Origin of the sequence: Chitinophaga barathri, assembly GCF_003807585.1 — a bacterium.
Classification (GTDB): Bacteria; Bacteroidota; Bacteroidia; order Chitinophagales; family Chitinophagaceae; genus Chitinophaga; species Chitinophaga barathri.
This window is the reverse complement of sequence record NZ_RMBX01000012.1, coordinates 170,062-192,592: the sequence shown is the minus strand read 5'-3', so window position 1 is coordinate 192,592 and position 22,531 is coordinate 170,062. Positions and strand designations below refer to the sequence as shown.

21 protein-coding genes are annotated in these 22,531 nt (G+C 51.4%); 8 read left to right on the top strand and 13 right to left on the bottom strand.

Going from position 1 to position 22,531, the window contains the following annotated elements; all coding sequences use genetic code 11:
- Nucleotides 1-48: 48 nt before the first annotated feature.
- Genes deoC through EG028_RS21245 form a run of 3 tightly spaced genes read left to right on the top strand, consistent with a single transcriptional unit; the run spans nucleotide 49 to nucleotide 2,355 of the window.
- Nucleotides 49-711: a deoxyribose-phosphate aldolase gene (gene deoC, locus EG028_RS21255; protein WP_120518344.1), complete on the top strand. Its 663-nt coding sequence runs from the start codon at nucleotides 49-51 to the stop codon at nucleotides 709-711.
- A gap of 43 nt (nucleotides 712-754) precedes the next feature.
- A complete protein-coding gene (locus tag EG028_RS21250) occupies nucleotides 755-1,180 on the top strand; it encodes an SPOR domain-containing protein (protein WP_120518343.1) in 426 nt (141 codons plus the stop codon).
- Nucleotides 1,177-2,355 carry a M20 metallopeptidase family protein gene (locus EG028_RS21245; protein ID WP_120518342.1) on the top strand — a complete coding sequence of 393 codons (1,179 nt, stop codon included), beginning with the start codon at nucleotides 1,177-1,179 and terminating at the stop codon, nucleotides 2,353-2,355. Before EG028_RS21250 ends, EG028_RS21245 begins: the two co-directional genes overlap by 4 nt.
- A gap of 65 nt (nucleotides 2,356-2,420) precedes the next feature.
- Here the strand turns inward: EG028_RS21245 and EG028_RS21240 are convergent, their stop codons facing one another.
- From EG028_RS21240 to EG028_RS21225, 4 genes are read right to left on the bottom strand one after another with little or no spacing between them, the layout of a single operon-like run.
- Complete coding sequence (locus EG028_RS21240) at nucleotides 2,421-3,167, bottom strand: hypothetical protein (protein WP_120518341.1); 747 nt, start codon at nucleotides 3,165-3,167, stop codon at nucleotides 2,421-2,423.
- Nucleotides 3,168-3,178: 11 nt separating this feature from the next.
- Nucleotides 3,179-3,556, bottom strand: coding sequence for a GntR family transcriptional regulator (locus EG028_RS21235; RefSeq protein ID WP_120518340.1), 378 nt, complete (start codon nucleotides 3,554-3,556; stop codon nucleotides 3,179-3,181).
- A 17-nt stretch (nucleotides 3,557-3,573) separates the two neighbouring features.
- On the bottom strand, nucleotides 3,574-4,395 hold the full coding sequence (locus EG028_RS21230; RefSeq protein ID WP_123864749.1) for a hypothetical protein: 822 nt from the start codon (nucleotides 4,393-4,395) through the stop codon (nucleotides 3,574-3,576).
- Between the two features lie 12 nt (nucleotides 4,396-4,407).
- The gene (locus EG028_RS21225) at nucleotides 4,408-5,244 is read right to left on the bottom strand and encodes an ABC transporter ATP-binding protein (protein ID WP_120518338.1); all 837 of its coding nucleotides are present in this window, start codon (nucleotides 5,242-5,244) and stop codon (nucleotides 4,408-4,410) included.
- Between the two features lie 158 nt (nucleotides 5,245-5,402).
- Here EG028_RS21225 and EG028_RS21220 point away from each other — a divergent pair, with 158 nt between their 5' ends.
- Nucleotides 5,403-7,766: a PDZ domain-containing protein gene (locus EG028_RS21220; RefSeq protein ID WP_120518337.1), complete on the top strand. Its 2,364-nt coding sequence runs from the start codon at nucleotides 5,403-5,405 to the stop codon at nucleotides 7,764-7,766.
- Nucleotides 7,767-7,867: 101 nt separating this feature from the next.
- Here the strand turns inward: EG028_RS21220 and glyA are convergent, their stop codons facing one another.
- Complete coding sequence (gene glyA / locus EG028_RS21215) at nucleotides 7,868-9,145, bottom strand: serine hydroxymethyltransferase (RefSeq protein ID WP_120518336.1); 1,278 nt, start codon at nucleotides 9,143-9,145, stop codon at nucleotides 7,868-7,870.
- A gap of 218 nt (nucleotides 9,146-9,363) precedes the next feature.
- On the opposite strand from glyA, the gene EG028_RS21210 reads away from it, so the two are divergent.
- Both EG028_RS21210 and EG028_RS21205 read left to right on the top strand, forming a co-directional pair.
- Nucleotides 9,364-10,356, top strand: coding sequence for a sugar phosphate nucleotidyltransferase (locus EG028_RS21210; protein WP_120518335.1), 993 nt, complete (start codon nucleotides 9,364-9,366; stop codon nucleotides 10,354-10,356).
- Nucleotides 10,357-10,426: 70 nt separating this feature from the next.
- The gene (locus tag EG028_RS21205; protein WP_120518334.1) at nucleotides 10,427-11,383 is read left to right on the top strand and encodes an NAD(P)H-dependent flavin oxidoreductase; all 957 of its coding nucleotides are present in this window, start codon (nucleotides 10,427-10,429) and stop codon (nucleotides 11,381-11,383) included.
- Between the two features lie 69 nt (nucleotides 11,384-11,452).
- On the opposite strand, the gene EG028_RS21200 is transcribed toward EG028_RS21205, so the two are convergent.
- From EG028_RS21200 to EG028_RS21180, 5 genes are all read right to left on the bottom strand, one after another.
- Complete coding sequence (locus EG028_RS21200) at nucleotides 11,453-12,760, bottom strand: ABC transporter permease (RefSeq protein ID WP_120518333.1); 1,308 nt, start codon at nucleotides 12,758-12,760, stop codon at nucleotides 11,453-11,455.
- A gap of 10 nt (nucleotides 12,761-12,770) precedes the next feature.
- A complete protein-coding gene (locus EG028_RS21195; protein ID WP_123864748.1) occupies nucleotides 12,771-13,511 on the bottom strand; it encodes a hypothetical protein in 741 nt (246 codons plus the stop codon).
- A gap of 6 nt (nucleotides 13,512-13,517) precedes the next feature.
- Complete coding sequence (locus EG028_RS21190; protein WP_120518331.1) at nucleotides 13,518-14,435, bottom strand: ABC transporter ATP-binding protein; 918 nt, start codon at nucleotides 14,433-14,435, stop codon at nucleotides 13,518-13,520.
- Between the two features lie 93 nt (nucleotides 14,436-14,528).
- Complete coding sequence (locus EG028_RS21185; RefSeq protein WP_120518330.1) at nucleotides 14,529-16,088, bottom strand: NAD(P)/FAD-dependent oxidoreductase; 1,560 nt, start codon at nucleotides 16,086-16,088, stop codon at nucleotides 14,529-14,531.
- 102 nt (nucleotides 16,089-16,190) lie between these two features.
- Complete coding sequence (locus tag EG028_RS21180; protein WP_120518329.1) at nucleotides 16,191-16,592, bottom strand: DUF3127 domain-containing protein; 402 nt, start codon at nucleotides 16,590-16,592, stop codon at nucleotides 16,191-16,193.
- Between the two features lie 542 nt (nucleotides 16,593-17,134).
- Here EG028_RS21180 and dnaA point away from each other — a divergent pair.
- The gene (dnaA, locus tag EG028_RS21175) at nucleotides 17,135-18,568 is read left to right on the top strand and encodes a chromosomal replication initiator protein DnaA (RefSeq protein ID WP_120518328.1); all 1,434 of its coding nucleotides are present in this window, start codon (nucleotides 17,135-17,137) and stop codon (nucleotides 18,566-18,568) included.
- Between the two features lie 171 nt (nucleotides 18,569-18,739).
- Nucleotides 18,740-20,545, top strand: a complete 1,806-nt coding sequence (locus tag EG028_RS21170) for an alkaline phosphatase (protein WP_120518327.1) — start codon at nucleotides 18,740-18,742, stop codon at nucleotides 20,543-20,545.
- Here the strand turns inward: EG028_RS21170 and EG028_RS21165 are convergent.
- The 3 genes from EG028_RS21165 to EG028_RS21155 are packed head-to-tail and all read right to left on the bottom strand — an operon-like array spanning nucleotide 20,536 to nucleotide 22,328.
- Complete coding sequence (locus EG028_RS21165) at nucleotides 20,536-20,964, bottom strand: SRPBCC family protein (RefSeq protein ID WP_120518326.1); 429 nt, start codon at nucleotides 20,962-20,964, stop codon at nucleotides 20,536-20,538. The genes EG028_RS21170 and EG028_RS21165 overlap by 10 nt on opposite strands.
- Complete coding sequence (locus EG028_RS21160) at nucleotides 20,951-21,748, bottom strand: SRPBCC family protein (RefSeq protein ID WP_120518325.1); 798 nt, start codon at nucleotides 21,746-21,748, stop codon at nucleotides 20,951-20,953. Before EG028_RS21160 ends, EG028_RS21165 begins: the two co-directional genes overlap by 14 nt.
- A complete protein-coding gene (locus EG028_RS21155) occupies nucleotides 21,714-22,328 on the bottom strand; it encodes a winged helix-turn-helix domain-containing protein (RefSeq protein WP_120518324.1) in 615 nt (204 codons plus the stop codon). Before EG028_RS21155 ends, EG028_RS21160 begins: the two co-directional genes overlap by 35 nt.
- Nucleotides 22,329-22,531 lie beyond the last annotated feature (203 nt).

Below are 22,531 nucleotides of genomic sequence, written 5' to 3'. Positions count from 1 at the left end.
GGGCCAGCCTGCGTAACTCCGTTATCCTTTCAGGATAAACCGTCCGCCATGAAGATCAACCGCTACATAGACCATACCGTTCTGAAACCCGTCACCACGGTGGAGGATATCAAAAACCTCTGTATGCAGGCTGTGGAATATGACTTTGCAGCCGTATGCGTCCCCCCTCCCTTCGTAAAACTGGCCAAGACCTTTACCGCCGGTACCACCACCAAAGTGGCCACCGTTACCGGTTTCCCCTTCGGATATTCCGCCATCGAAGCCAAGGTGGCCGAAAGCGTGCTGGCGATCATAGACGATGCCGACGAGCTGGATATGGTAGCCAATCTTATTGCTATCCGCGGCGGGGACTGGAGCTACCTGGAGAAAGAAATAGCCACCATCATGCCCATTATCCGGAATAAACAGCGCGTCATCAAGGTGATCATCGAAAGTGGCATATTATTGGAGGAAGAGATTGTGAAATGCTGCGAATTGTACGCCCGGTACGGGGTAGACTTTGTAAAGACCTCCACCGGTTACGCCGAAAAAGGCGCTACCGTGGAAGCCGTAACGCTGATGCGGAAACACCTGCCGGCCAACATTCAGATCAAGGCTTCCGGGGGGATTCGTACATTTGCTTTTGCCCGGGAACTGATCAATGCCGGGGCTACCCGGATAGGAGCAAGCGCCAGCGTGGAGATTATGAAACAGGCGGCAACCATGCAATAATGGAAAACCCGTCTTCAAATTCTGCAATCAAACGATTTATTATATGATGTTAAGAACAGGCTGTTTAATTCTTTTTTTGTTCTCCGCCGCCACACTGCGCGCGCAGGACGGCGCTCCCCAGACAGGGAACGTAAAAGTGGTAAAAGACAGCCGGATAGACATCCTCATCAGGAAACAGATCTACATTAACAACCTGGCCATCCGCAACCAGCCCGGCTTCCGCGTGCAGGTGCTCACCACCAATAAGCGGAATGAGGCCCTGGACGCCAAAACCAAGGTAATGCAGCTCTACCCGGATTACCGCAGTTATGTGGATTTTGAAGCACCCTATTTTAAAGTGCGCATCGGCGATTTCAGATCAAGAGACGAAGCCACCGAACTGCGCAACAAGCTCTCGGACCTGTTCAGCGGCGGCGTATTTGTGGTACCCACCATCATCAACGTGTCACCGGAAAAAGAATCAGAATGAAGAACCGGATCAAGTCCCTGGCCAGTGAATACGCACCAGACCTCATTTCATACAGAAGACACCTTCATTCCCACCCGGAACTTTCTTTCCAGGAATATGAAACCGCTAAGTTCATCCGGCAGAAACTGGACGAGTATGGCATACAATACCGTTCCGGCGTAGCAGGCACGGGTATTGTCGCTTTAATAGAAGGAAAGAACCCCTCCAGCAAGGTGATCGCCCTCCGGGGGGATATAGATGCCCTGCCGATAGAAGAAGCCAACGAAGTACCTTATAAATCGCAAAACCGTGGCATCATGCATGCCTGCGGGCACGATGTGCACACCACCGTGGCATTGGGCGCTGCGAGAATATTACAGCAGGTGCGCGACGAATTTGAAGGCACCGTAAAAATATTATTCCAGCCGGGAGAAGAAAAACACCCCGGCGGCGCCAGCCTTATGATACAGGACGGCGCATTGGAAAACCCCGTACCTCAAGCTATCCTCGGCCTGCACGTACACCCGGGCCTGGAAGCGGGCAAACTCGGCTTTCATGCCGGTAAATACATGGCCAGCGCGGACGAAATATACATCACCGTCAAAAGCAAAGGCGGGCACGCCGCCGCGCCGCATCTTACCGCAGACACCATTCTCATCGCTTCCAACCTTGTGGTAAGCCTGCAACAGATCATCAGCCGGAACAACGATCCGTTCTCACCTTCCGTGTTGTCCATCTGCGCCTTCAACGGCGGGTTCACTACAAACGTGATCCCCAGCGAAGTAAAGCTGATGGGCACCTTCCGCGCAATGGATGAAACCTGGCGCTTCAAAGCCCACGAACTGGTCCGCAAACAAGCCACCGAACTGGTGCATGCCATGGGCGCGGAGATCGACATTGATATCCTCGTGGGCTACCCCACGTTGTATAACAACGAAGCCGTGACCACTACCGCACGCAAACTAGCGGAAGAATACATGGGCCCGGACCTCGTTGGCGACACCGAAATGCGGATGGGCGCGGAAGACTTTTCGTTCTATTCACAGGTGATACCTGCCTGTTTCTTCAGGCTGGGCATCCGCAACGAAGCCAAAGGCATCACCGCGGGTGTGCATACGCCCCGCTTTGACGTGGACGAACAATGCCTTGAAGTAGGCGCGGGCACAATGGCTTACCTCGCTACACAGTTCAAATAATTAAACGGTTCCGGTAAACACCGGGACCGTTTTCATATCTTTTTCCATTATTGTGAGACTAGAAACTATTGTTTGTTCAACAGCGACTGGATATAGGCCGCGTCTCCGCTGATATTGATATTTGTCCTTGAATCCACGCCACCCTGCACGACCTTCCCGAACTGATGCGGCGTATTAAAATAATAAGCCGATGGGCCCTGCGCTTCATACCACAAAGAATCCACCTTCATATACCGCGACAGATTTACATAACTGTTCTGATTATAAATGCTCAGCGCCGGCAGTTCCATTTTAGTGAACGTCACGCTTCGTGAATGGTCCTCCATTACTTTTAAAGGTATCTGCTGTTTTACTACGGGTATCTCCACTATTGCTCTCCGCGAGGTGAACGACTCCAATGAAGGTGCATACAGTTTCAGCAGCCGGTCGTCGTAAGACAACAGGTCCGCCCGGTCGCGGAGGCGGCCTATTTCATACCAGACGAAGAGCGTATCTCCGCTGTAACGTTCCCTTATAAAATCGCTGACACGGGCATCCATTGAAAGATGCGGAGGAAACTGCTGCCCTATCTCCAGCTCAAAACGTTTGACCTCATACCGGTAAGGATTATTGGAAAAATGGCTAATCACTTTACCATCGAACACCAGGTGCCTGAACGGCTTCAGTTGCCGGGTAATGCCCCGGGGTACTTCGCGTGATCTCGGGGTGAGTTTGCCCTGTGCATACTGCACCTGCAGCAGCAGGTTAAATATCACCATCATGGTCGGCAGCAGGATCAGAAAACCAATGAATATCTTATTGCTCTTTTTCATGTTGATCAGGTTTATTGCGCCTTCAGCTGGCGCTGTTTGAACTTTTCATACCGGGCCTTCAACTCGTCCAGCTCTACGCCCAGCATGTACATTTTCCGGAAGAACAGCGGCAATTCTTCCTGGAGGAACTGTTCCTTCCGCCCGGCGAGTATCTTTTTCACCGCGTCCTCACTTACGAAATAACCGAGACCACGGCGTGTATATATGATCCCCTGCTGCTGGAGGTGTTCGTAGGACCGCATCACCGTATTGGGATTCACTTCCAGCGTTACCGCCAGCTCACGCACGGAAGGCACTTTGCCCTCCGGCAGCCAGTACTGGAGCTGTACCTGGTCGCACACATAATCCGCGATCTGGAGATATATAGCCTGTGTTTGATTAAATTCCATAAAAAGGGATTAAGGTGTTACAGCTCCTGCTCACGCAGCTTGAGATAAGCCAGGTACAGGAAAAGGAAGGGAATAAGGCACAGGAAAAGCGTGAATACCCATTGCTGGCCTGCGGGTAGCAGCACATTGAACGACTGCGGATCGCTTTCCACATTGGGCGTTTTAACTACCACAGCCAGGTAAGAGAATGGAGTACTGGCCCAGTAAGAATACTCAACACCTTTAGGTGCGCTGGGCGCGGCATTGTTCACTACCATTTTGCTAAGCACGCTATTAAAAAATGAAAACACGAGCAGCGGCACACACAACATCACCATGGTCTTCACAAAAGTGAGCCTCCTGAACCACACCGCGCAGAACAACACCACGGGCAGCGTCAGCATCAGGATCGTCAGCGCCTTTATCTCCATTTCACCATTTAAAAGATACCATTCATTCGGATGACTCAATACATGTACATCCACCAGGTTCACCAGGCCGCTGCACAGAAAATAGACCAGGGTATACACAATAGGAAAAAGGATGAACACCATCAGGAAAGCCACACTCATCCTTTCAAGGGCGGATACCGGCAGCATAAGCGCCTGTATCCTTTGCGGCTTGCTGCCAAGCTGCCGGAATATCATGGTACCGAACACTACAGTAAGAAAACACATGGTAAAGGCATAGTTTTCTTCCTGCGCGTCGAACTCAAAACCAAAGTCGCCGTTTGCCGCGCGGAAAAACATGTACACCAGCAGCAGCCCGGCCAGGGCGGCTATACCCAGCAGGTAGAACCGCCTGTTCACGGCGAACTGCATTTTTAACAACAGTATAAAACGGTGGAAGGAGAAATTCATGGGTGACAGGTTTTAACGGTTAAACAGGGGAAGTATCTTTTCTTTTTCCGTCATCACGGCGTTGAAGAACATTTCCATATCCATACGGGATTGCTCCGCCTTACGGTTCACCGCTACCACGGCGTACCCCTTCAGCGCGCCTTCGCTATAGATGGGCGCTTCCGTTTCTTCCAGGCTCATTACCTGCCTGAAACTGAGCTTTTCCGTAATGCTGGAAATGGCCTCCTGGAGAATGATACGGTGGTCTTCCAGGATCAACACCTCATCTATAAGGCTGTCAAGGTCTTTTACCTGGTGCGTGCTGATGACGATGCTCTGGTCCTCCCGCAGGCTGCCCGCTATCACTTTTCGGAACTGGCGTTTGGAAGGCACGTCCAGCCCGTTGGTAGGCTCATCCATGAGTATCAGCCGGGCGTTGGTGGCCAGCGTAAAACTGATAAGCACTTTTTTCTGCTGGCCATGGCTGAGCGCCGGCAGAGACTGCTGCCGCGGTATTCCAAAGGTCTGCAGATGCCCTTCAAACGCATCGCTGCTGAAGGCAGGGTAAAAAGGAGCATACAGCCGGATGTACTGATCGATGCTCATGGCAGGCATTTCGAAATCCTCCGGCAGGAGGCATACCTGCTGCAAAAAAGCAGGGTCGCGGCGGGAGGGCGTGTGGCCAAGGACACTACAGCTTCCCGAGGAAGGGAACAGGAGGCCGCACATATTATACATCAGGCTGCTTTTGCCCACCCCGTTTTTCCCGAGCAGGCCATAAATACGGCCGGGGCTTAGCTCCAGGTTCACATCCTGGAGGATGGGAACGGCTTTGTTGTAGGCGAAATGAAGGTGTTGAAGGGATATCATATGCCGTAGTTAAGGGTTATAACTAGTGTACTAGATCGCTAGTACACCGTAAATGTACAGTTATTCCTTTATTCTCCAAATTTTTCTGTAAGAATTTGATCAATTACTATTAATCCTCCCGGAAATATGGGGTTAACTTGTGCATCTAACGTCTGCATATGTTTAAATGGCTACTCACCTGCTGTATGGCAATGGCCCTTCCTTCACTGGGGCAAACGCAAAAGATCTACCTCTCTCCCAACGGGAAAGACGATAATCCCGGCACCAAAGAACGGCCATTGGCCACGCTTCACCGTGCGCAACAACTATGGCGGCAGGCAAGGGCCAAACATCCCCGCGCCAATGTACAGGTGACCTTACGCGGCGGCACCTATTACCTGGACAGTACGCTGGTGCTCACCCCGGAAGATAACAGCGATATGAACCATGTGCTGTTCATCATGGGTTACCCCGGCGAAAATGCGGTGATAAGCGGCGCAAGGCCGCTGAAAGTGAAGTGGGAAGCACAACACGACGGCATCTATTCTGCTTCCATACCGGTATCCGTAAAAAACATGGACCGCCTGTATATGAACGGGCAGACGCAGATACTGGCGCGTTATCCCAACTACGATTCCAGCGCGCGTTTTTATCATGGCACATCCGCCGATGCGCTTTCCCCTGCCAGGATCAAAACGTGGAAACATCCGGAAGGCGGAATTGTACACGCGCTGCACCGCGCGGAATGGGGCGGTTATCATTACCGCATCACCGGTGTGGATTCCACCGGCAATGCCATACTGGAAGGCGGCTGGCAAAACAACCGCCAGATGGGCCTGCACGCGCAGCACCGCTATGTGGAGAATATACAGGAAGAACTGGATGTACCGCAGGAATGGTTCTTTGACGCGGCACAACACACCCTTTATTATAAACCGCTTGCCGGCAGCCAGCCCGCCGCCGATATCGCTTATGCCTCATTAACAGAACTGATCGTTATCAAAGGAGCGGAAACAAAACCCGTGAAACAGGTGATATTGAACAACCTCCAGTTCACCGGCAACGCCAGGACCTTTATGCTCACCGAAGAGCCACTGCTGCGCAGCGACTGGACCATCTACCGCGGAGGCGCGCTGCTGGTGGAGGGCGCTGAATACTGTTACATCAGCAATTGTTTTTTTAACGAAGTGGGCGGTAATGCGGTATTCATTAACAATTACAACCGGCACGTCAGCATCGACAGTTGTCATATTTACAAAGCAGGCGCCAGCGGCATCGCTTTTGTCGGCAATCCAGAAGCCGTGCGCTCACCGGCATTTGAATACAACAAGTTCGTGCCCTATACCCGGATGGATTTTGTAAAAGGCCCGAAAAACAACGATTACCCGAAGGAATGTAAAGCCACTGATAATCTTATTCAATACACCGGCGAAACCGAAAAACAATCCGCCGGCGTGCAGATATCCATGGCGTCGCATATCCGCGTGGCTTACAATACGATTCACGATCTGCCAAGGGCCGGTATCAATATCAGCGAAGGTACCTGGGGCGGCCACATCATTGAGCACAACGACGTGTATAATACTGTGCTCGAAACCGGCGACCATGGGGCGTTTAACTCCTGGGGCCGCGACCGCTTCTGGCATCCTGACCGCCGCGTGATGGACAGCGCCACCACAGCAAATATCGATATAGTATTGCTGGATGCGGAAGCCACCACTGTGATCCGCAACAACCGGTTCCGCTGCGACCATGGCTGGGACATAGACCTGGATGACGGTTCCACCAATTACCGCATCTACAACAACGTATGCCTCAACGGCGGCCTGAAGCTGCGTGAAGGATTTTTCCGCACCGTGGAAAACAACATCATGCTGAACAACTCCTTTCACCCGCATGTATGGTTCCTCAACAGCGGCGACATCTTCCGCAGGAATATCGTAACCACCGCCTACAAACCGATACAGATCAAAAAGTGGGGTGAAAGAGTAGATTCCAATTTCTTCCCCGATGCGGCCGCGCTAAAAGCCGCACAAACAAACGGCACCGACAAACATTCATTATACGGCGATCCACGGTTCGTCGATTTCGCGGCGGGCGACTACCGCGTAAAACCCGGCAGCCCCGCCTTGAGAACAGGTTTCCGCAACTTCCCGATGAATGAGTTCGGCGTGCGTATTAAAAGATTGAAAGCAAAAGCCGCGCCTGTGACTTTGCCCGCCGCACTGTTTTCCCAGCAAACAGGCGCACTGGCCAGCATCAGCTGGAAAGGCGCTACTGTAAAAAATATTGAAGGGCTGGGCGAACGGTCCGCCACCGGCCTGCCCGATGAAAAAGGCGCCTATTTCGTGACCGTGCCCGCGGGCAGCGAAGCGGAGAAGACGGGCTTCCGCACGGGAGACGTACTGCTTTCGCTGGACGGAGAAAAGGTGAACAATATCAAAGACTTCCTGAACATTTACCAGCCGAACGCATGGCGCGGCAGGTTGAAAGCCACCGTGTTCAGGAATCAGCAGCCCACGGACATTACTTTAACCAAATAGCATTTTCAATACATCATCACCTGAATAGTCTACCGTGAACAAAAACAAGAGGCCGCCTCCATTGAGACGGCCTCTTTCTTTACAAACCTCTTAAACTTTTATTACAGCTCGGGGTAGAGCGGGAATTGTTTCATGAATTCGTTCACCTCGCCGCGCACTTTCGCGATCAGGTCTTCGTTGTCCGCGTCCAGGATCAGCTTATCCATCCACTCCACGATCTGCGGCATGTGATCTTCTTTCAGGCCGCGGGTAGTGATGGCGGGAACGCCCACACGGATACCGGAGGTGATGAAAGGAGATTTATCGTCGTAGGGAACCATGTTTTTGTTCACAGTGATATCCGCTTTTACGAGTATCTGCTCGGCTTTTTTACCGGAGATATTTTTGTTGCGCAGGTCTATCAGCATCAGGTGGTTGTCTGTACCGCCGGAGATGATCTGGTAACCTTTCTCTACATAAGCGCGGGCCATAGCCTGTGCGTTGCGGATCACCTGGCGGGCGTACTGATCGTAATCGTCTGTGAGTATCTCGAAGAAAGATACCGCTTTGGCGGCGATCACATGTTCCAGCGGGCCACCCTGGATGCCGGGGAACACGGCCATATCCAGCAGGTTGCTCATCATGCGTATTTCACCTTTGGGGGTTTTGAGGCCGAAAGGGTTCTCAAAGTCTTTGCCCATCAGGATCATACCGCCGCGGGGGCCGCGGAGGGTTTTGTGCGTGGTGGTAGTTACGAAGTGACAGTGTGCGAAGGGGGAATTCAGCAGTCCTTTGGCGATAAGGCCGGCAGGGTGTGCAATGTCCGCCATTACAAAAGCGCCTACTTTGTCGGCGATCTCGCGGATACGTTTGTAATCCCAGTCGCGGCTGTAAGCGGAAGCGCCGCAGATGATCAGTTTCGGCTTTTCCTGGAGGGCTACTTCCTCCATTTTGTCGTATTCAACGAGGCCGGTTTCTTTATTTACACCGTAAAAGAACGGCTGATAGAGTTTTCCGGAGAAGTTCACCGCGGAACCGTGGGTAAGGTGACCGCCCATGCTGAGGTCCAGGCCCAGGATCTTGTCGCCGGCCTGAAGTATAGCCAGCAATACAGCTGCATTGGCCTGTGCGCCGGAGTGAGGCTGAACGTTGGCATATTCGGCGCCGAAGATTTGCTTCGCGCGGTCGATTGCCAGCTGCTCGCTCAGGTCCACCACTTCGCAACCGCCATAGTAGCGGCGTCCGGGGTAACCTTCTGCGTATTTATTGGTCATTACATTGCCCATTGCCTGCATAACCTGGAGGCTCGTAAAGTTCTCCGAAGCTATCAGCTCAATGCCATGGCGCTGTCTTTCCAGTTCCTGGCCAATGATATCAAATATCTGCTGGTCTCTTTGCATGGTGAAGGAAAATTTAAGACGCAAAATTAATCTTCTTCCGGGTAATTATAAACTTGGAATTAATGAAAAGAACGCTCTGATAATATAAATGTTAATCTTAATATTAATTCAATAATGATAAATCCTAATTCATTTTTGAGATTGATTCCGTAATTTGCCCGCGATTAAGCAGTGAGAACGGTATCGCAAGCAGTGAACCATACCTCCAAATCCGTTACATGAAGGCAATAATTCCAGTAGCCGGCGCAGGTACCAAACTGCGCCCACATACATATACACAACCTAAGGCTTTGATTCCACTGGCGGGCAGGACTATCCTGAGCATCATCGTGGATCAGCTGGTGGAAGCCGGCATCCGCGAATTCGTATTCGTGGTGGGTTATCTCGGCGAAAAGATCCAGCATTACGTTGAAAAAAAATATCCTGACCTGACCACCCATTTCGTGCAGCAGAACTCGCGCGAAGGCACGGGCCACGCCATACTTCTCACGCGGGACGTGGTGGCGAATGACGAAATACTCATCGTGCTGGGCGATACCATCGTGGAAACGGATTTCAAAGAAGTGATCAACTCGCAGCACTCCGTGCTGGGCGTAAAAAAAGTGGATGACCCGCGGAACTTCGGCGTAGCCGAGATCAGCGATCAGAATATCATTACCCGTGTGGTGGAGAAACCGCAGATACCGAAGTCCAACCTGGCTTTGGTGGGTATGTACAAGATCAGGGAAACGGAACAGCTGTACCAGTGCCTGGAAGATAATATCCGGCAGCAGGTGCGCTCGCACGACGAGTTTCAGCTCACGGACGCGCTGGAATGTATGATCCGCCACGGCGTACAGTTCAACGCTTTTAAGGTGAACAACTGGTTCGACTGCGGCCGTAAAGAAACCCTGCTCGAAACCAACGCCATTCTTTTAAAGAAATACAAACTGGCCACCAACCCGGTGCTGCCATATGAAAATACTATCATCATCCCGCCCGTGAGCATCGGTGAAGGCTGCAATATCAAAAACAGCATCATCGGGCCAAACGTAGCCATCGGCGACAATACGGTGATCAGTTATTCTATCGTCAAAGATTCCATCATCGGCTCGTTCAGCAATCTCTACGAAGTAGTGCTCAAGTCGTCCCTCATCGGCAGCGATGCCAATATCCGCGGGCTGAGCCAGAGCCTGAACATCGGGGATAATACGGAGATAGACCTGGGGTAATGACCGGGAGATTGATCCGCGTTGACAGTTTTATCGTTAAATTGCCAACCTGTAACCAATCACCCAACACATGGCGGTATTCAGCAATCCCATCACCCGACTTTTCAGCACGGATTATCCCATCATCCAGGCCGGTATGATATGGGCCAGCGGCTGGCGGCTGGCCAGCGCGGTGAGCAACGCGGGCGGGCTGGGCCTCATCGGCTCCGGCAGCATGTACCCGGACCAGCTGCGTGAACATATCCGCAAGTGCAAACGGGCCACTACCCGCACATTTGGCGTGAATGTACCACTCCTCTACCCGGACATCGAAAAACACATTGAGATCATTATAGAAGAAGGCGTGAAAGTGGTATTCACTTCCGCGGGCAATCCCAAAACCTGGACGCCTGTCCTCAAAGAAAAAGGCATCACCGTGGTGCACGTGGTATCCAGCTCGAAGTTCGCGGTAAAGAGCCAGGACGCGGGCGTGGATGCCGTAGTGGCGGAAGGTTTTGAAGCCGGAGGGCACAACGGCCGTGAGGAAACTACTTCCATGGTGCTGATACCCGCTGTGGCGGACGCGGTGAACATCCCCGTGATAGCGGCCGGCGGCATTGGCTCCGGAAGGGCTATGGCGGCGGCTTTCGCGCTGGGTGCAAGCGGCGTGCAGGTAGGCAGCCGTTTTGTGGCCACACCCGAAGCGTCTTCCCACGCTTCATTTAAAGAAGCCGTGATAAACGCCAATGAAGGAGATACGATGTTGTCCCTGAAACAGCTTACACCGGTGCGGCTGCTGCGCAACACGTTTTTTGAAGCGGTGCAGAAGGCGGAGCAGGAAGGCGCGAGCCGGGAAGAACTGAATATCCTCCTGGGCCGGGGCCGCTCCAAACGCGGGATGTTTGAAGGGGATCTTGCGGAAGGAGAGCTGGAGATCGGCCAGGTGAGCGCGCTTATCAGGGACATCCAGCCAGCAGCCGATGTACTGCGCGGGATATGGGAAGAGTTTCTTGAAACCAGCCGGAGATTGGGCGGTTTACCTGTTTAAAATATCATCCGTATAAAAAAGCCTGCAACCACCATGTGATTGCAGGCTTTTAATTATATCTCAAAAGAACTAGTTCTTACGCACCACCCATTTCGCCACTTCTTTCAGCGTTACTTTTTTGCCATACAGCAAAATCCCCGTGCGGTAGATCTTTGCCGCCACCCAGGTGGTACCGATGAAACCGGCGATCAGCAATGCCATAGACAATCCCAACTGCCAGTAAGGCACCGTGCCCGGCACGCCGTAAGGTATCCTCGCCATCATCACGATGGGCGATGAAAAAGGTATCATACTTCCCCATACCGCCAAACTGCTGTTCGGGTTGCGCACCGAGGCGATCATAATAAAGATGGAAAATATAACGGGGATGGTCACCGGGAAAGTGAGGGACTGCGCATCGTTCGGATCTTCATTTACCAGGCTGCCCACCGCGGCAAACAATGCCGCGTAAAACAGGTACCCGCCGAGAAAGTAGAACAGGAAACAGAAGATAATGAAGGTCCAGTTCACGCCTTCCATCACGCCCATCATCTGTTTTACGGCTTCCTCCGCAGCCGCGTTGTTACCGCTGTTAGCCATCGCGTTGCTCTTCATAGCCGCGTCCGTGGCTTCAGGGCCAAACAGCATGATCAGTAATGTATATAATCCCACGATCAGCACGATCCAGATCAGGAACTGGGTAAGCCCTACAAAAGCGATCCCGATGATCTTGCCCATCATGAGCTGGAAAGGTTTCACGCTGGAGATCATCACTTCCGCGATGCGGTTCATTTTTTCCTCCATCACCCCGCGCATCACCACGGTGCCGAACACCAGGAGGATAATATAGATAAGAAAACCCGCGCCGTAACCGATGCCGTAAGCCAGGCCCGCACTGCCTTTTTTCTCTTCTTTACCTGCCAGGTTCACAATGTCCACATTCACACGGATGCCTTCCAGCTTAGCTTTGTCTATGCCGGCCAGCTCCATGCGTTTGTCTTCTATGGCAGCCTCCACCTTCTTTTCCATGTTGGATTTCAGGATGATGTTCATCTGCCCCTTGCTGTAGTAAATAATGCTCGGAGGGCGGTTGATGTCCATCTTCGGGATGTGGAGCACGCCGGTATATCCCAGTTTGGTATAGGTGTTTTTAAGGGTATCGATATTGGCCTGCACAAATTTGTAATGTGTTTCCCCCTCGTCGGCCAGCTTGCCTTCGAAGAACTGGCTTTCGTCCACGACCGCTACTTTTTCACTGTCTCCCCCGCTCATGATGAGCACAGGCACTACGAGCATAGCCACGAACAGCAGCGGCAGCAGCAGGGTGGTCACAATAAAGGACTTCTTTTTTACACGGGTCAGGTACTCTCGCTTGATGATGATCCAGATCTTGTTCATGGTTGCAGGATTATTCGCTTATGGTATGCTTATTAACATATGTGGAATCGGGTACTTCATATGTTTTTTCCCCGATCAGGTATTTAAATGTCTCCGCCCATTCAGGCTTGTTTTTGTAGGCTGTGTCCAGCGTGCGGGCGGCCAGGTCTGCTTTGAAATAAATAGTGTTCGAATTATATACGCTATCCCCTGCTTCCTCCCAGATCGAATTCACCGCCATCCAGGCATCCACTGATTGTTGATTCCGGATCAGCCAGGTATTGTAACTCACCGCGTCGCCCGCATCTCCCCAGTCGTGCAGCAGGTCGAAGGCATAACCTACTGAATCCGCATCGTGGTCATAATATAAAAGGCTCAGCACTGAAATATCATATTCCCCCGGCGTTCTCGTGAGCAGGCCCGTCAGGCGCTCATTGATCGGGAACTTATAACAGGCGTAAAACCCGGTAAAATCGTTTTCCTCATTAGGGTAAATGCCGTTTGTCAATACCACCGGCAGCATTCGGCTATATGCTGAATCCAGCCAGCGGCCTTTATATTTGCCCGTCATCTGCCCCAGCGTATCTCTTTCCACGGTTCCCAGGTTCAGCGTATCAAAACCGGGCAGCTCCTCATACATCGCCAGGATGCCTTTGGCTGAAGGCCTCGGCAGCAGGGCCGTTGAATCTGTTTTTGTAATGTCTTTTGCGGGCTGCTGGCTGGTGGTGTTACATGCCACCGCCATTACGGCCAATAAGAATAAATATTTCATAGGTGCTTAATTCGCCATATCTGTCATCTTCACCTGCGAGATGAACACTTCATTGATAGTAGGCAGTATTTCCTTGAAAAAGTTCACCTGTATGCCATGGTGAATAAAGTGGGATAATATGTCATTCGTCTGGCTGAACTCGTTCAGCTTCACGGTATACGCCTTATCGTGGTTCTGAATGATGGTGAAATGATGCGTGGCCATCTGCGCGGGATTGGGCTGAGTCTCCAGCCCGATGCGGAACAGGTGCTGCTTGAAGTCCTGTTTGATCTGTTTCACCGGGCCGTCCAGTATTTTACGTCCTTTGTTCACCAGCACAATATGGTCGCAGATCTCTTCCACCTGTTCCATCCGGTGGGTGGAAAATATAATAGTAGTGCCGTTCTTCGCCATTTCGAATATCTCATCCTGGATGAGCTGGGAATTGATGGGGTCCAGGCCGGAGAAGGGCTCGTCCAGTATCAGCAGCTTGGGGTGGTGCATGATGGTGGAGATGAACTGTACCTTTTGCTGCATGCCTTTGCTGAGCTCTTCGATCTTTTTGTTGGACCAGGAGGTGATCTCGAACTTGTTGAACCAGTAATCGATCTTGTCCAGGGCGTCTTTTTTGCTCAGGCCTTTCAGCTGGGCAAGATAAAGGACCTGTTCCCCTACTTTCATCTTTTTGTAAAGGCCGCGCTCCTCGGGCATATAACCGATGGATTGGATATCCTGTGTCGGGTCAAAACGTTTGCCGTCAAAGAATATCTCTCCTGCGTCCGGGTAAAAGATGCCGGTGATCATCCGCAGCAATGTCGTTTTGCCCGCGCCGTTAGGTCCGAGCAGGCCGAATATGCTGCCTTTGGGTATGGAAAAACTGATATCATCCACTGCTTTATGGGTGGCATAGTGCTTCTTGAGATGCTGTAGGTCCAGTACGTTCATAACTTTGATTGACGATGTTAAATTACAGGTTATCCCCTAGCAGGCCAAGGAATTCATGTGATTTTCTCCAAATACTACACGAACAGGTAGTTGCTATATACGAACCCCCGCGATGGCTTCGGCCACACGCTCCCCGTCCATTGCGGCGGACACGATGCCGCCCGCGTAACCAGCCCCTTCGCCGCAAGGGTACAACCCTTTCACCTGCGGGTGCATGAGCGTGGCGTCTTCCCTTGGGATGCGCACAGGGGAAGAGGTGCGCGATTCGGTGGCTACCAGTACGGCATCTTCCGTATAATATCCTCTTATCTTTTTACCAAAGGCTTTGAAGGCTTCGCCAAGACGGGCATGTACGGCTGCGGGCAATACTTCACGGAGGTTCACGCTGTTCAGCCCGGGAATGTAAGAGCAATCCGGCAGCGAGGAGGATACCTTTCCTTTCACAAAGTCCGTCATACGCTGTGCGGGCGCTACAAAGCTGCCGCCGCCGGCTTGGTAGGCATCTCTCTCCACGGATTGCTGGTAATACATGGCGGCAAGGCTGCCTTCGGCCGCAAAGGGCGTGAAGTCGCTTTCATCCACGGTTACCACCATGCCGGAGTTCGCATAAGGGTTATTCCGTTTGGAGGGGCTCCAGCCGTTCACCACGAGTTCGCCCGGCGATGTGGCAGCCGGGGCGATGATGCCGCCGGGGCACATACAGAAGGAAAACACGCCACGGCCATCCACCTGCTCTACGAGGCTGTAGCTGGCGGGTGGCAGATAATCGCCGCGGAGGCTGCAATGATATTGAGCGCTGTCTATCAGCGACTGCGGGTGCTCCACGCGTACGCCCAGCGCAAAGGGTTTGGCTTCAATCAGTATATGTTTATTACGGAGGAGATGAAAGATGTCGCGGGCGGAGTGGCCGGTGGCCAGGATGACGTGTTTCGCATCCCAGGTGTCACCGCCGGCGGTGGTAACGCCGGTGATCTGGCCGTCGCGGACAAGGAAGTCTGTGACCTTCTGTTCAAAGATCACTTCCCCGCCGCTCTGGATGATCTGTTCCCGCATGGCGGTGATGATGTGGGGGAGTTTGTTTGTGCCGATATGGGGATGTGCGTCTGTGAGGATGGTTTCATCCGCCCCAAACTGTTGAAATATGTGGAGAATGCGGTTGATATTCCCCCTTTTGTTCGACCGGGTGTAGAGTTTGCCATCGGAGTAGGTACCGGCTCCGCCTTCGCCGAAACAATAATTTGATTCTGGGTTTACGATGCCGGTTTTGTTAAGGGCGGCGAGATCGCGGCGGCGGGCGCGCACGTCTTTACCTCTTTCGAGCACGATGGGCTTCAGGCCGAGCTCTATCAATCTCAATGCTGCGAAAAGGCCTGCTGGTCCGGCTCCTATTACGATCACCCTGTCTGCTTCAGGTTTAACGGGGTTATAATGAAAGCCGGGAGAAGTTCTGTGTCTGAAAGGCTCATTGATGAACACTTCCAGCGTGAGTACAAAATATACCTGGCGTGAGCGTGCGTCTATAGAGCGTTTGATGAGATTAAAACCGGTGACATCTGTGGGTTTCACGCCCAGGGAGGCTGCGGCGAGTTTTGTAATGGCCTTGTGCTGGCCGGCCTCCTGTGGAGGCAGCTTCAGAGAGATCTGTTGTATCATGCGTGGTTAGGTATTTATCCTAAAACTGGTGGCGAAGATACGTCATAAACGGCAAAAGGCCCCGTTGCGGGGCCTTTGCGATATAATAAGATTGACCAACGATTAGAAGGGTAAATCGTCCCCGCTGTTTCCACTGTTTCCGCCGCCCTGGGAGAAGGGAGCTTCCTGCGAGGTGTTGTAGTCTGGCTGGCGGTCCGCACCGGGCTGCGCCTGCATCATGCTTTCCATGCGCCATGCGTCGAGGTTGGTGATATAATTCACTTTACCATCTTTTTCCCAACGCGTGCCTTTTATATTAAAATAAACTTTAACCATTTCCCCTTCATTGTGACGGTCCACAATGCTGGTACGATCCTGCACAGACTGAAACTTGATATAATTCGTGATCACACGGCCGTTGATATCATCCGACTTCTCGATCACAAACTCCCGGGTCTTGAATGATTCGCTGCGCTGAACCGTATTGTACTTCACTACCAGCTTTCCGGTAATTTCAAAACTCATAATAACAAATTTAAAATTTCAATTGCGCCAAAGATAAGTTTTTCAGTACAGCCCGGCTTAATTACTTTTGCACAAGTTATTCGCAATTATTGCGAACCATATCATAAATTTGCACGGAATTTGAGAATAACGAGAAAGCAGTTACCTAAAAAAGTGAATAGCGTTACAGCCAACTGAGTACCCAAGGGTTTACGGATTGATAGGCGAACTTGGCAATGGTATTTTACCAGATATGCCGGGTATTTTATGTAAACAAGTAAACACTTTTACAAATTACTTGTTAATCATGCTTGTACGGTTTAACACTTTTCGTTGTAATGGAATTGCAGGCTAAACGGGTGTTTTAGCCGATAAAACTTGAATAAACAGGACCAGAACATTCTGTAATTGTTAGAAAATAAACAAGGCCAGATTTATTTTTTTTTTCAACATTTTCTACAGATATTCGTCGTCCTGTCAAAAAAGTTCTTCAACTGCCCGCATTGAAGAATTTGTATTCGAGAACACCCAAATTAATAACACGACTAATTATTTTTTATTAAATGAATAAAACTTGCGAACAAGTTTGGGAAAGGTGTCTGAATATAATCAGGGATATTGTGGAATGGCAGCCATTTAAAACATGGTTTGAACCGATAAAACCCGTAAAGCTTGAGAACAATGTTTTAACCATCCAGGTACCAAGCCAGTTTTTCTACGAATACCTTGAAGAACATTATGTAGGCCTGTTAGGAAAAACCATCAAGCGGGAATTAGGAAAAGAAGCCAGGCTGGAATACCGGATAGTCGTTGAGAATGGCACTCCACATCAACACCCTAAAACAGTGAATATGCCTACGCAGTTCACCAAACCCCAGAAGGACAGTGAAGTTGATTTCCCGTTGACGATACAGAACCCGGTAAAGAACCCATTCGTTATCCCGGGCATCAAACGCGTGCAGATCGATTCACAGCTGAATCACAATTACACCTTTGAATCTTTTATAGAAGGCGACTGTAACCGTGTGGCGCGCAGGGCGGGTAAAACCGTGTCCGACAAACCAGGCGGCACCTCCTTCAACCCCCTCGTTATCTACGGCGGTGTGGGCCTGGGCAAAACGCACCTGGCGCAGGCCATCGGCAATGAAGTGAAAAGACAGGCCCCCAACAAGGCCGTGCTGTATGTAAGCGCCGAGAAATTCATTAACCAGTTCATCGATCACTCCAAGAATAACATCATCAACGACTTCATTCACTTCTACCAGCTGATAGACGTACTGATCGTGGATGACATCCAGTTCTTCGCCCGCGCCGAAAAGTCGCAGGACGCATTTTTCGCCATCTTCAACCACCTTCACCAGAGCGGTAAACAGTTGATCCTCACCTCGGACAAACCGCCGAAAGACCTGGATGGCGTCCAGGAAAGACTCCTGAGCCGCTTCCGCTGGGGCCTCAGCGCCGATGTCGGTTTGCCTGACTTCGAGACCCGCATGGAGATCCTCGAAATGAAGATGCGCAACGATGGCCTCGAAATGCCGAAGGAAGTTGTGAAGTACGTAGCCTACAACATCCAGAGCAATGTACGCGAGCTGGAAGGCGCGCTCATCTCCCTGCTGGCGCAATCATCCCTCAACAGGAAAGAAATTGACCTGGAGCTCGCCAAACGCGTGCTGAAATCTTTCGTAAAAACCTCCTCCAAAGAGATCACCATCGAAAGCATCCAGAAAATGGTCTGCGAATACTTTGACGTAGCTTACGACAAATTGTTGCAGAAAACACGCAAACGCGAGATCGTGCAGGCCCGGCAGATCACCATGTACCTGGCTAAGAGTTTTACCAAAAACTCGCTCAAAACCATCGGTGAACACTTCGGTGGCAGAGACCACACTACTGTGATCCACTCCTGCCAGACGGTAAAAGACCTTATGGATACTGACAACAGTTTCCGCGACAGCGTGATCGAGTTGCAACAAAAAGTGCAACTGGCAGCAATGTAACCTAACCGCAACCTCTGCAAAATATTCTGAATGCCGGGCTCCACAGCCCGGCATTCTTTTTTCATTAACAAATGATTCTCTAAAACTCTTTATTTGTTAACGAAAATATATCTTCCCCATATCACCGCTTATTCCCGGAGTTCGCTATTTTAGCCGATTATGAAAACTTCAATGCGATACCTCGTTCTACTGCTCTGCTGCGTTGCCGTCCGCGCAAATGCACAGTATACCTCAGCTAACGCGCATTCCCACAACGACTATTTACAGGCCGCCCCATTCGAAACCGCCTTCGCGCGCAACTTCGGATCTATTGAAGCGGATGTATTTGAAAGGAATGGTGAACTGTACGTAGCGCATACCGCTTCGGAGATAGACAGCAGTAAAACACTCCGCAGCCTTTACCTGGAGCCGTTGCTGCGGAAGATCAAAGAACAGAAAGGCGTGTTTGGCGAAATGAAACAGGGCGTACAGTTGCTGATAGATTTCAAAACCAGCGGTGTGCCCACCATGCAGGCCCTCCTGCAGCAACTGGAAAAATACCCGGAGATCACCTCGAACCCCAAAGTGCAGATCGTGATCAGCGGCGGGCGCCCGGATGCCGCTTTATGGAAAAACTATCCTCCCTATATCCTCTTCGACGGTATCCCTTCCCAGAACTATACCCCGGAGCAGCTGGAGCGTATCCCCATCATCAGTGACAACTTCCGCAGCTACACCCAGTGGAACGGCAAAGGATACCTCGTGCAGGAAGACCTGGAGAAAATACAGGCCGTGCTGAACAAAGTGCATGGCATGCATAAAAAGTTCCGCTTCTGGGCTACCCCGGATGAAGTGAACGCCTGGAAAACAATGATCAATCTCGGGGTGGATTACATCAATACCGATAAAGTGGAAGCCCTTGCGGATTACCTGCGCAAACGCGTGCAGGCACAATACCAGGCCACGGCCTCGCATAATGTGTACACACCCACCTACAAAAACAACGACAAACAAACGAAGGTGAAAAATGTGATCCTGCTGATAGGGGATGGTATGGGGCTGGCGCAGATCTATGCCGGATATACCGCGAACTTCGGCGAGCTGAACCTCTTCAAACTCCTGAACATCGGTTTTTCCAAAACAGCCTCCTTCAGCAACTATATCACCGATTCGGCCGCGGGCGGCACCGCCATGGCCTCCGGAAAAAAAACGCATAACCGCTCCGTGGGCGTAGACCCGGTAGATGCACCGCTGCAAGCCATCCCGGACCTCATTGCGCCCCTTGGCATGCAAAGTGCGCTCATCAGCTCCGGCGACATCACAGATGCCACGCCCGGCGCTTTTTATGGGCACAATAAAGAAAGAAGCAGGTACGCCGCCATCGCAAAAGATTTCCTGCAAAGCCCCGTGAGCATCCTCATCGGCGCGGGCGGCAAACATTTCCTGCCGATCCGTGAGCAACTGCAGCAGAAAGGCTATAGTTTCTCCACCAGCCTTTCCGCACTGGATACCATCCGCGGCAATAAGTTCATCGTACTGGACGATAGCGCAGCCTTCAGCATGCAGAAAGGCCGCGGTGAATTTCTCACGCGTTCGTTCCGCAAAACCGTACAAACGCTTTCAGGCGGCAAAAAAGGATTTTTCCTGATGGAAGAAGGCGCGCAGATAGACTACGGCGGCCACGCAAACTCCGTTCCCTATCTCACCATGGAAATGCTCGACTTCGACCAGGTGATCGGTGAAGCGATCCGTTTTGCAGACAGCAACGGGGAAACACTCGTGATCGTAACCGCGGATCATGAGACGGGCGGCCTCACCCTGCTGGATGGGAATATCCGCAAAGGGTATGTGGACGGGCAATTCAGCACTTCAGACCATACTGCCGTGATGGTACCGGTATTTGCATACGGCCCTCACTCCATGGATTTCAGGGGAGTGTATGAGAATACGGAACTGTTCGACAAGATCATGAAAGTAATACGCCGCTATCAGAACTGACGCTGCTGGTAAGGCTGGCCCTTGCCGGTTTCAAGGTATAACTTCAGGCTGTAGAGAAATTGCGCCCAGTTGTAATTGCAGAAGCGGTAGAACTCCGTAAGCTCCCTCCAGCCGGTGTGGCGCAGCGTTACCGCCGTCACATCCTCCCTGGCTTCAAGATCAAATGAAACTTTTGTGCCGATCCACTCCGGATCTGAATGCACACATTCCCAGAGAATACGCGTGGATGGCGTCAGCTCAATGTTTTTGAACTTCGTATCGTAATTGTCGTTAAAATCAAATTCATTCACAAAATCCAGTTCGGGCCTCACGATCAGCTTCTCTGTCCATACGGCGCCCAGGCCTTTCTCCGTGGTCAGCGCGTCATACACTTCCCCGATTGGTTTGCGGATGTATTGAATATGTTCAATGTTGTACATGATATAGTAAGTTTAGTTTTTCCTGCCATTGTTTTTCCAGTTCCTTCATCTCCTTTTCAGGCACGCCGTAAGCGCCGATCCAGGCCCAGATGTATATATCGCCGCCTGGGGCGAACCTCTCGATGGACAGGCGGAACAGGGAGTTGTGAAAATCCTGCATCGTACCAAGAAGGTCCTGCGGCTCGTTGTAGAACATCAGGCGGCCTTCGTACGTTTCATCTACCGGCGTGTCCCATGCATAGTGATTGCCGTTGATACGCAGGTGACCGCCGATGAGTTTGTCCCATAATTCCTGGTACGATACTCCGTCCGTTTGTATACTGGCCAGCGCCACTATCCTGTCTTTACCGGCATGATGTTCCAGGTAATGTTTCAGCGAGAGGGATTCCGTGCCCCAGCCCCTGCGCACGCCGTCATACATTTCGTCCCAGCTTTCTTCACCGCCAAACCCTTTGTGAACGATCCGCAGCGTGGTAACGTCATCTTTGCCATGCAGGAAAAACTCCACAGCCAGGCGCCTCGGCACCGCGGATACAATGCGGTGATGTGATTCGTCGTAGCCGAGGCGGAGATATTCTTCTTCCTTTACCTCTTCGATCTCCATATGCCAGTTCACATCGCTGCCCCATGACAGTTGTATTTCCTCACCGGTGACATTTGCTTTCAGGGGGAACCAGCGTTCCAGCTCCTTTGCTTCCGTGAGGGCCTTCCAGACTGCCTTCACGGGTGAATTGATACTGCGGGTGATGTCAATGACGCGGTCCGCTTTCGTTTCTTTTTTCATGATCCTGTTTTTTGATGGTGGGATGAGAAAACAGATGAAACTGGTAGGGCCTGGCGTGAGCGTTTTCGGGCTGGTGATATTTCATGGCCAGCCGCGCGATGGTCTGGGCTACCTCGTCCGCAAAAGCATGCAGCGCCGATGGATCCTCAAAACGCACTTCGGTTTCCAGGGTGAAAGTGGCCAGTTTCTTCCTGGCCTTGTGCGCCCCGGCCTGCATCGTGGCCACGTCCTGCATCATATGTCCGGCAGACTGAAGCAGGTAGGTGGATGAAAATTTATCGCCGATCTCGTCCGAATCAACCGGAGCGGCCGTGTTCAGCAACACCATATACGAGCGGGAAGTAGCCCTTACGATCCTTTCGGTGCAGTTGCCTTTCCGTTTTTCTTCCACCAGTTCCACGAGTTCGTTTTTTTCCAGTTCGCGGAGGTGATAGTTCAGCTGCTGCCGGGGCATGTCCAGCAGGCGGGCAAGACCGGCCGCGGAATTGGGCTCCCGGAGCTGTTCCAGTATACGCATACGCAGCGGGTGCATCATGGCCGCAGCGGTTTGTGTATCCTGGATGAGATTTTGCGCTTTCATACTCCGAAAATACCACCGAAAAATTAATTTTTCAAGAAAATATTTATTTTCAGATAAGTCTATTGGAAAAGTGAAGTATATACATTTTATAAATAAATAATTATTAAACACAAACAAAAGTGCTATTTGTAATCAGGGGGAAAGATTTAAATTGTATCTGTCATCCAATCATCGACCAAAATCTAAATCTTTTTATCCAACCT